The 7,836-nt window shown below is 37.5% G+C and carries 7 protein-coding genes; all 7 read right to left on the reverse strand.

Going from position 1 to position 7,836, the window contains the following annotated elements; translation table 11 throughout:
* Nucleotides 1-113: 113 nt before the first annotated feature.
* From BLS65_RS08665 to BLS65_RS08695, 7 genes are read right to left on the reverse strand one after another with little or no spacing between them, the layout of a single operon-like run.
* A complete protein-coding gene (locus tag BLS65_RS08665; RefSeq protein WP_092437996.1) occupies nt 114-563 on the reverse strand; it encodes a DUF2141 domain-containing protein in 450 nt (149 codons plus the stop codon).
* A gap of 1 nt (nt 564) precedes the next feature.
* The gene (locus tag BLS65_RS08670; RefSeq protein ID WP_092437998.1) at nt 565-3,660 is read right to left on the reverse strand and encodes an efflux RND transporter permease subunit; all 3,096 of its coding nucleotides are present in this window, start codon (nt 3,658-3,660) and stop codon (nt 565-567) included.
* Nucleotides 3,661-3,672: 12 nt separating this feature from the next.
* Complete coding sequence (locus tag BLS65_RS08675; RefSeq protein ID WP_092438000.1) at nt 3,673-4,728, reverse strand: efflux RND transporter periplasmic adaptor subunit; 1,056 nt, start codon at nt 4,726-4,728, stop codon at nt 3,673-3,675.
* 5 nt (nt 4,729-4,733) lie between these two features.
* On the reverse strand, nt 4,734-6,065 hold the full coding sequence (locus BLS65_RS08680) for a TolC family protein (protein WP_092438003.1): 1,332 nt from the start codon (nt 6,063-6,065) through the stop codon (nt 4,734-4,736).
* A 20-nt stretch (nt 6,066-6,085) separates the two neighbouring features.
* Nucleotides 6,086-6,478, reverse strand: a complete 393-nt coding sequence (locus BLS65_RS08685; protein WP_092438005.1) for a hypothetical protein — start codon at nt 6,476-6,478, stop codon at nt 6,086-6,088.
* A complete protein-coding gene (locus tag BLS65_RS08690) occupies nt 6,475-7,080 on the reverse strand; it encodes a TetR/AcrR family transcriptional regulator (protein ID WP_092438007.1) in 606 nt (201 codons plus the stop codon). The genes BLS65_RS08685 and BLS65_RS08690 overlap by 4 nt, the downstream gene beginning before the upstream one ends.
* A gap of 42 nt (nt 7,081-7,122) precedes the next feature.
* The gene (locus BLS65_RS08695) at nt 7,123-7,461 is read right to left on the reverse strand and encodes a cupin domain-containing protein (protein WP_092438009.1); all 339 of its coding nucleotides are present in this window, start codon (nt 7,459-7,461) and stop codon (nt 7,123-7,125) included.
* Nucleotides 7,462-7,836 lie beyond the last annotated feature (375 nt).

Here is a 7,836-nt window from a genome sequence, read left to right on the forward strand (position 1 = left end):
TTCACCTAAACTATTATTGGAAGCCCAATTTGTAGTGAATCTGTTTTTTGCCCAATACTTAATTGAACAAGAAATATAGAAATAAATATCAAAAGTGAGTATCGTTTCCTCCTTTACAGGTATACAATTTTAATTCTAACTATTCTGTTGCAACGCAGGTCAAATGAGGATTTCGTAAATGTAGGCCTATTAGAAAAACCAATGGATAGATAGTTGGAAAAGCCGATTCCCTCAGTTGGCAAGATCAATCCCTTCTTAATTTCTCCATTATTGTCCTCGTCGTGCAAAATATTAATAGCATACTTTCCAGAAGGAATATTTTCGAAGGTTACAGATGATGCACCATTTACTATTTTGCCTGTAAGCCTTTTGAAATACTTCTTATAGTGTTCGTCGGGAAATGCATCCTCTCTGTTATACAATGCAAAAAGTACCGTGCCCTCGGAATTGCGTAAATCCTTTACTTCAGCCGTTAATGAGAAGGTTTCCTGCTCTTGATTGCTAAATGAAGTAAGTAGCACGATAACCATAAACGATTGAAGGATCATGATTGCTTTCTTCATTTTATTTAACCTTTCTGATAGCCATTCTTTCTTTGATTGTATCCACCACATAGTAAACCATCGGGACTAAATAAACTGTCAAAATCATTGAGGACAACAGGCCACCAATAATTACCCAAGCCAAACCGTTTTTCCATTCGCTGGCGGTACCTTTAGCCAATGCAATGGGCAACATCCCAATAGCCATTGCCAGCGTGGTCATTAGAATAGGACGCATACGCTCCTTACCTGCAATAATTAATGCCTCTTTGTAATGCTTGCCCTGAGCCTTTAACTGATTGGTAAAATCCACAATCAAAATGGCATTTTTTGTTACCAATCCCATGAGCATGATTAATCCTAGCTGTGCAAACAAGGTTAAATGGTTCAACGATAAGTTTAGCGCCAAAAAGGCTCCGATTGCAGCCATCGGGATGGCGAATAGGGCTACAAATGGATATATATAGCTATCGTAAAGAGCAATCATAATGAGGTAAATCAGTATGAATGAAATCAGAAGAACTGAGCCTAGAGCACCGAAACTCTCATTTTGTGTTTTGATATCTGCCCCCCAAGTTAATTTTACACCTTCGGGTAATGGCTGTGTTTTCAAAAAGCCAATTGCTTCATCAGCCAACGTTCCTGATGGCCGACCAAACGATTCTGAAGTAATGGTAACTGAAGGCTGCCTGTCCAATCTTTCGAGCAACGATGGCGAATTATCCTGCCTTACTTCAGCAAATTGCGAAATTTCAACAGGAATATTCATTGGGTTTACGATGGAAAGGCGTTGGACGTCTTCGTAATTTTTCCGGTCAAAATCATCAAGCCAAATCCGAACCGGATATTCAGTTCCATTCTCGGTAAGCGTTGCATCATCGTTCCCAGTAAATGCGGTTCGTAAATTTAGTCCAACGTAGGCAGTTGTTAATCCTAACCGTTGCATCTTATTTTTATCGGGTATCACTTTGTATTCAGGGCTTCCTGCTTTTACTGATAATTGCACATTATCGGCACCAGGTATTTTTTCAATAGCAGCTTTTAATTCGTCTCCTGTTTTCATAACCAAAGCGAGATCACTTCCACTCAATGTTATTTTAATAGGAGCCTGTTTGGGCAGAAGGCCTAAAACCGCTATAGAAAAATTAACTCCTGGAAACTCTATGTTCAGTGCCTCCCGAAGCGATTTCATAAATGGTTCTGTTTTAATGCTTCTTTCTTTTTCAGGCTTTAGCTGAATAGTAAATTCGGATAAATTGGCCGATCCTACCCCCAAACTGCCTATGCCTGTGCTTGGTCCGGCAATATTGCTGAAAAGGGTTGCTACTTCGGGTTGCTGTAGAATAAAGTTCTCCACACTCAAGGTTCTGATATTATTCTCCTGAACGGTAGTTGTTTTGTCGTATTCCAAATTTAAACGGAACTTTCCCTGATCGCCTGTCGACATCATTTCTTTGCCAATAATGCCTTGCTTCATCATCACTCCTGTCATTACCAGCAAGAAAAGTACTATTCCAGTAAAAATAAGCTTATGGCTGAGAACCCATTCCAACTGCCGACCATACCAATTGATAAATATTGTCAGCTGCTCTTCGAACCATAGCAGGAAACGGTTCACAAAGTTAGTCGGTTGTAAATCTTCTTTTTTCCCAATTCGTGAAGCCAGCCAAGGCACTAAAGTAAACCCGACCAGTAAGCTGGTTAGTGTGGATGTTATTACTACAATCGAAAACTGTTTCAGCATATCGGCAACAAACACTTGCAAAAACAGGATAGGCAGGAATACAACCACGTCAACTAGGGTGATTGAAATGGCTGAAAAACCAATCTCCATGCGACCTTCTAGCGCTGCAGCTCCTTTTTCCTTGCCCATATCTAAGTGCCGCTGAATGTTTTCCAGAATTACAATGGCGTCATCCACTAGAATCCCAATAATTAATGACATGGCAAGTAAGGTCATCAGGTTTAGCGTGAAACCCATCAGCCACATTACGGCAAAAGCGGTAATTAATGAAGTAGGAATTGCAATTAATACAATTATTGAATTCCGGTAACTTCTTAAAAACAAAAACATTACCAATGAGACTAAAATCACAGCTAATATAAGGTCGTCGACCACTGAATTTACTGCCGCAATAGTCATGTCGGTTGAATCATCGGCAACTTTAAATTTTACTCCGTATTTTGAGTTGGCACTTTCGATTTGAGCGAGTTTGGTGTGGACTAATTTTGAAACCTCCACGGCATTAGCATCACCTTGTTTTTTTAATAAAAGGCCTATCCCATTCACACCGTTATAACGACTAACAGAACTTATATCCTTCACCCCGTCAATAACGGTTGCAACATCTTTAACGTAAACAGGCATTCCTGGTGCTGGCATGGCCACCTGCACATTCATAATGTCGTTTACAGAGGAAAACTTACCGATTAGCCTAACCGAATTGTTTTCTTTATCGGTTTGTGCTTTACCCGCTGGTAAGTCAATTCCCGATCTATTAATAGCTTCAACAACCTGATATATAGATATTTTATACAGTTTAAACTTGTCCTGATTAGCTTTTACCTGAATTTCTCTCTCTTCGCCACCAAGTAAGGTAATTTCAGCCACCCCTTTCAGTTGCTGGATTTGCGGCAGATAATCATCTTTCATTTTCTGATAGAATTCTGTCGCAGGCAATTTGCTTGTTGCGCTAATCGAGATAATCGGTAAATCATTTGGCGAAACCTTACTCATTACCGGGCTCAATATATCGGCAGGCAAGTCCTTACGGATATTGTCGATATATCGCTGGGCATCCTGCATGGCAATATTCAAGTCCGTTCCGTATTTAAGGTTGGCAATAATAATGGAGGCATTGGGCATTGACTTTGTCTCAAGATAATCCACTCCTTCGAGGTTTGACAAGGCATCCTCAATTTTTCTAGAAACGGAGGTTTCTACTTCATTTGGCTCGGCACCTGGATACATCGTTTTTATAACAACAACCGGCTGGTTGAAGTCTGGCAATAACTCATAACCTAGGTTTTTATACCCAATAATTCCCAACAAGGTGAACACGCTGAAAAGAACGATAATCAGCGATGGGCGATTGATTGATATTTTTGTAATATTCATGGCTATGAATTCTTAATTGCTGATTAAAACATTTGCCCCATCATACAGGTTAATAAATCCGTTGGTAATAATTACATCACCTTCGGTTAAACCACTTGATATCAAAGCCATATTCTGAAATCGACTTAAGATGATGATGTTTTGAAGAATAGCTTTACCGTCTTTCACAATATAAACTTGTGGTTTAATATTTGTTCCAACAATGGATGAAGCCGGGATAATAATATGTTGCTGATTGTTGTCGTTTTTCAGCTGAACCTGTCCAAACATACCTGATTTGATTTTTAAATCAGTGGTATTATTCACCGAAAACTGTATAGGATAACTATTTCCCATGTTGGCCTTACTGCCAGTCATGATAACTTTTCCCGACAGCAACGCTTCAGGGTAAACATCGGCGTAAAGTGAGTATATTTGATTGGTTTTGAATTGACTCAACTCCTGCTCGGATACATTTACAGTAAATTTTAAAACAGAAATATCTGTTATTTGAAGCAACGGAACTCCTGGAGCTGCGAATGAACCCTCTTCGGTAAGTTTGGCAGTAACAATTCCTCCAAAAGGTGCTACAATGGTTGTTTTATTGATTTGCTCCATTAAAGTAGCACGTTGAACTTTGGCCGATTTCAGTCCTAATACTGATTTTTCCAGCTGCACTCCTTGAATTGCATCGGCATTAGCAAGCACTGTATATCGTTTTACATCGGCATCCAATCCCTCAATTTGAATTTCAACGGATTGCAATTGCAGTTTCAGCAACGAGTTGTCTAACTGTATTAAAGCCTCACCTTTTCTGACAATGCTTCCAACATCCACCAAAACTGAATTAATCTTTCCTTGAATGTCTGAACTGATTCTTGTTTCTTTATTGGGCTCAAACGTCCCTGGAAACGAGATATCGTTTTTAACTTTTTTGAACGTTAAACTGATAGCTTGCACGTTAATTGCCTTCTCTTTATTGTAATGGTATACCCTGTTTTGGGTGGTATGTTTATTGTTTATCAGGCGAATCACCACGATGGTGATTAAGGCTAATGCCACCAATGTGTATATTATATTCTTCTTCATGATTCTTAATTTTTTATTGTGCTAATATTGCCAGTAAGTTTTCGAAGATCCAGATCAGCTTTCAGGTAATCAACAACTGCCGATAAATAAGCCTGTTGCGCTTCCCTTACAGCATTATCTGCCAAAAGAACATCTGTGAGTATTGCTAATCCCTGCTTTTGTTGTAAAACAGTTTGCTCATAAATTGCTTGTGCCAACTGAATTTGCGATAGCATATTAACTATCGTTTTTTGCGCTATTATTCTTTGCCGCTTTGCATTTGCTGTAAGCATAGCGTTTTGTTCAGTAACTATGTTGATTTGCAATTCACTATTTTGCTGTTCGACTTTTTTCTGATTAATTTTTCTCTTCGTTACAGTCCCATTAAATAATGGAACCGACATTTGAACGCCCACAAAACCAACAGGGAAAAACTTTAGAAAATCGTTAGGTGATTCATTGTAGCCAAAACCAGCTGTTCCGTAAGTTCCATATAGGCTTAACGAAGGAAGTCTTGATCGTTTTAGAGTTTTTAATTCGGTAATCAGAACTCGAGATTGCGTCTGTGCTATACTCGTTTCGATAGCGTTGCCGGAAATATAATCTATTCCATTTTGAAAACTGATGACACTATCAACCGATACTACTCTGTCAATTGACACACCCATAGTAAATTTCAATGCGTTCATTGTTTGATCAAACTTACTTTTTATGAGTTCTTTTTGCGTTAACAGCTGTTCGTTTTGCAACCTAACCTTTTCAACATCAGTCATTTTTACTAACAATTGTTCTTTCAACAATTGCATATTCTGAAGCAATTTATTGCTGTTTATCATATTACTATCAATAAAAGATAGCTGACGATGCATTATTTGAACATTATAGTAGAGATTCGAAATCTCATAAAATAGCTGCTCTTCTGTTTTTTTGTATTGGAGTTCGTTTAATTCAAGTGCAACGTTTGTAATTTGTATAGCACCATAAACTTGTGAATTGTATAATGGTAAGGCTAGTTGAATATTCGCATTAATATTATGTGGTACACCAAACTGAGCCTCCTTAAAGGTTCCTGTAGGCCCACCAAAAACCGAAGCCGGCATTAATTGATAGGGTTGGTCGGTGTAATAGCGATAATCGGCATTAGCGGTAATTTTGGGAATTAAATTGGCAGTGGCTTCTTTGTGTTTCTGTTCACCCATTAAAATACCATTTCTACCGATTTGCAAATTCTTATTATTTACCAGCGCAGTATCAATGCACTGTTGCAATGTCCACACTTGAGCAAGTGCTGGCTTTGCAACTGCAACACCTATTAAAATTAGTATTGCTAATTTTTGTTTGTAAACATTCACTAACATAACCAGGTAAATTTTTTTAGTTACTTTTTAGTTACAGAAAGACATTTATAGGATACCACCCAGAAAAAAGTTGTTAGAGCAATTCGAAAGATCAATGCTCCTGTTGTTTTTGTTTCGTGCAACCCTCCATTGCTTATATACAATAAAAAGGCAATCAAAGTAGTAATCAATACAGTGGAAGAGATGAACAATAAGTAGGTTGTCCATCTTTTCCCACTCCAAAAACCATAAATAGAAGGAAAGTATAAAAGAGAACAAATAAAATTTGCAATAACAACAAACAGAACATAACGACCTTCCCTTTCCCTTATTCCAAACAAATCAAAAAAGATTGAAGTCGTTAGAAATAATGTTAGTAGAGCAAATGCTGCAAGTATTACAGCAGAAGTTTTAGGAACGTATTCTGATTTCATACCTTACATTTAATAAGCGTTAGTATCGATTGAACCATATTATTGCCTGCTCTTGTAATATCAAACTGAAAATCGGCCACTCGCCACTTAAACATTTGCAACTTAATGGTTCCCATCACAATATGCATCAATTCATCCGTAGTTATTGCATTAGTAAACACCCCTTTTTGTTGTCCTTCCATTATAATAGGCATCAGATTCTTCATTGCTATATTCATGATTTTTAGAATCTCATCGTTAATTTGTTGGCTATGCTCCATCAAACCATCCAAAAATACCGCAACAACAAAGTGTGGGTGCGTTTTGAAGAAAGAAAATTGATAGTTGAAAAGAGCAATGAATTTTTCTTCTGGACCATTACTCGTTTCAATCGCTTTCCTTTGAATTTCATCAATGCTACCCGAAAGATAATTTAGCATAGCAATCAAAATCTCTTCCTTACTGTTGAAATGACGATAAATTGCACTTTCGGAGAATTTCATCTCCTTTGCTAAGTTTTTTATCGTCAAACCACCAACTCCTGAAGTAGTCAGAATTTTACTTGCAGACTCAATAATCTCAAGTTGTCGAGGTTTAATGTCCACACTGTTAAATTTTGTCATTTATGTGTTAAAATTATTATTCTGCAATATAAACCTTTGATTTTAAAGAACTTTCGTCAAAGCAGTAGGACGTGGTGCTTTCACAACCAGAATCCCAGCGGCTTTGTCTGTTTCATTACTAATACTATGAACAACATTAGCAGGACTTTCCACTAATGATTTTGCTTCACATTGAATACTTTCCTCCCCGATATGAATTGTTGGAAGTCCTTCAACAATAAAGAAGAAAACATCTACTGGAGTTTTGTGTGGCTTTAAACTTTCGCCAGGCTTTAAAGTAATAAGCATTGCCTGTGCCGATTCTTTATTATACATCTCTCTTACATCTACCTTGTGAGGTGTATCTTTCAGAGCCTGATCTTGGAATTTAGTGATTTTCATAATTAAAATTTTAAAGTTAGTGATTATTCACTCTGCAAATATACGGGTATTCTTTTCCCTATTCCAAATTTTTTAATGTTTTATTGACGAAAAAAATCATACATATAATAATCAAGCACTTAAAAAATATTGGAACTATTGGAACTTGGCTGAATCTCAAAATACCGTGTTGAGTGATCATATAACACCTTCTACTTTTGTTCCAGATTAGAGAGTTTAGATTATTGCTTAATAAACTGCCACACACCAAAAACGGCCTCTTTTAGAAAATTGAGATTATTCTTCAGGAATGCCCATACAGATATCTCCCCTTGGCAGTGTGGAAATAGGACAGACTTGATATTTCGGTGATATTGTGCCACTTGTTTCGGTGAT

Origin of the sequence: Williamwhitmania taraxaci (genome assembly GCF_900096565.1) — a bacterium.
Classification (GTDB): domain Bacteria; phylum Bacteroidota; class Bacteroidia; order Bacteroidales; family Williamwhitmaniaceae; genus Williamwhitmania; species Williamwhitmania taraxaci.

Excerpts from the sequence above, each read along its gene's own strand:
- BLS65_RS08665 (WP_092437996.1), bottom strand. The coding sequence starts at position 563 with ATGAAGAAAGCAATCATGATCCTTCAATCGTTTATGGTTATCGTGCTA.
- BLS65_RS08670 (WP_092437998.1), bottom strand. The coding sequence starts at position 3,660 with ATGAATATTACAAAAATATCAATCAATCGCCCATCGCTGATTATCGTT.
- BLS65_RS08675 (WP_092438000.1), bottom strand. The coding sequence starts at position 4,728 with ATGAAGAAGAATATAATATACACATTGGTGGCATTAGCCTTAATCACC.
- BLS65_RS08680 (WP_092438003.1), bottom strand. The coding sequence starts at position 6,065 with ATGTTAGTGAATGTTTACAAACAAAAATTAGCAATACTAATTTTAATA.
- BLS65_RS08685 (WP_092438005.1), bottom strand. The coding sequence starts at position 6,478 with ATGAAATCAGAATACGTTCCTAAAACTTCTGCTGTAATACTTGCAGCA.
- BLS65_RS08690 (WP_092438007.1), bottom strand. The coding sequence starts at position 7,080 with ATGACAAAATTTAACAGTGTGGACATTAAACCTCGACAACTTGAGATT.
- BLS65_RS08695 (WP_092438009.1), bottom strand. The coding sequence starts at position 7,461 with ATGAAAATCACTAAATTCCAAGATCAGGCTCTGAAAGATACACCTCAC.